The 1,761-nt window shown below is 47.5% G+C and carries 1 pseudogene; it reads right to left on the bottom strand.

The annotated features are described in order from the left end of the window. Positions 1-1,761, bottom strand: a pseudogene (locus C1G49_RS11045) (hypothetical protein); the annotation flags it as partial.

The following is a 1,761-nucleotide window of genomic DNA, read 5'->3' as shown; positions in this document are numbered from 1 at the left end:
TATCCATTACGGATAGTGGCGATTTCAGTGCGATCTCCTGTGGAGGAGACATTGTAGACTTTTACACTGCCATCTGGTTGAAGTTCAGAAACAACGGAGCTACCATTTGCACCGTCCTGACCGTTGGTTCCATCTTGACCTTTGGCGCCATCGCGACCATCTACACCATTACGGATAGTGGCGATTTCAGTACGCTGACCTGTGGATGAGACATTGTAGACTTTTACAGTACCATCATTTTGACGTTCGGAAACGACGGAACTTCCATTGGCACCGTCGCGACCATCTACACCATTACGGATAGTGGCGATTTCAGTGCGATCTCCTGTTGATGAAACATTATAAACTTTTACACTACCATCGGGTTGAAGTTCAGAAACAACAGAGCTGCCATTTACACCGTCGCGACCGTTGGTTCCATCCTGACCTTTGGCACCGTCACGACCATCTGCTCCATTACGGATAGTGGCGATTTCAGTACGCTCTCCTGTTGATGAAACATTATAGACTTTTACACTGCCATCTGACTGAAGTTCGGAAACAACAGAGCTGCCATTGGCACCATCACGACCGTTGGTACCGTCGATACCATTACGGATGGTGGCGATTTCGGTACGCTGACCTGTTGATGAGACATTGTAAACTTTTACACTACCATCAGTTTGGCGTTCGGAAACAACGGAGCTACCATTGGCACCATCACGACCGTTGGTACCGTCGATACCATTACGGATGGTGGCGATTTCGGTACGCTGACCTGTTGATGAGACATTGTAAACTTTTACACTGCCATCTGGCTGAAGTTCGGAAACGACGGAGCTACCATTGGTTCCATCCTGACCTTTGGCACCGTCACGACCATCTGCTCCATTACGAATTGTTGCAATTTCAGTGCGCTCTCCTGTAGAGGAGACATTATAGACTTTTACACTGCCATCTGGCTGAAGTTCAGAAACTACGGAGCTACCATTTGCACCATCCTGACCTTTGGCGCCATCGCGACCATCGACACCATTACGAATAGTGGCGATTTCGGTACGCTGACCTGTGGATGAAACATTATAAACTTTTACAGTACCGTCATTTTGACGTTCGGAAACGACGGAGCTACCATTTACACCGTCCTGACCTTTGGCACCATCGACACCGTTACGGATGGTGGCGATTTCGGTACGCTCTCCTGTAGAGGAGACATTATAAACTTTTACAGTACCATCAGTTTGACGTTCAGAAACGACCGAACTTCCATTGGCACCATCCTGACCTTTGGCTCCATCAACACCATTACGAATTGTGGCGATTTCGGTACGGTCGCCTGTAGAGGAGACATTATAGACTTTTACACTGCCATCGGATTGAAGTTCAGAAACGACGGAGCTACCATTGGCTCCATCCTGACCTTTGGCACCGTCACGAATGGTGGCAATTTCAGTACGCTGACCTGTTGATGAAACATTATAGACTTTTACACTGCCATCAGTTTGACGTTCGGAAACGACGGAGCTACCATTGGCACCATCCTGACCTTTGGTACCATCTACACCATTACGAATTGTGGCGATTTCGGTGCGCTCGCCCGTAGATGAGACATTATAGACTTTTACACTGCCATCTGGTTGAAGTTCAGAAACGACAGAGCTGCCATTTACACCGTCGCGACCATCTACACCATTACGGATAGTGGCGATTTCAGTGCGATCTCCTGTTGATGAAACATTATAAACTTTTACACTACCATCGGGTTGAAGTTCAGAAACAACA

This window comes from Streptococcus suis (genome assembly GCF_002960625.1).
GTDB lineage: Bacteria > Bacillota > Bacilli > Lactobacillales > Streptococcaceae > Streptococcus > Streptococcus suis_T.
This window is presented reverse-complemented; position numbering and strand designations above follow the sequence as displayed.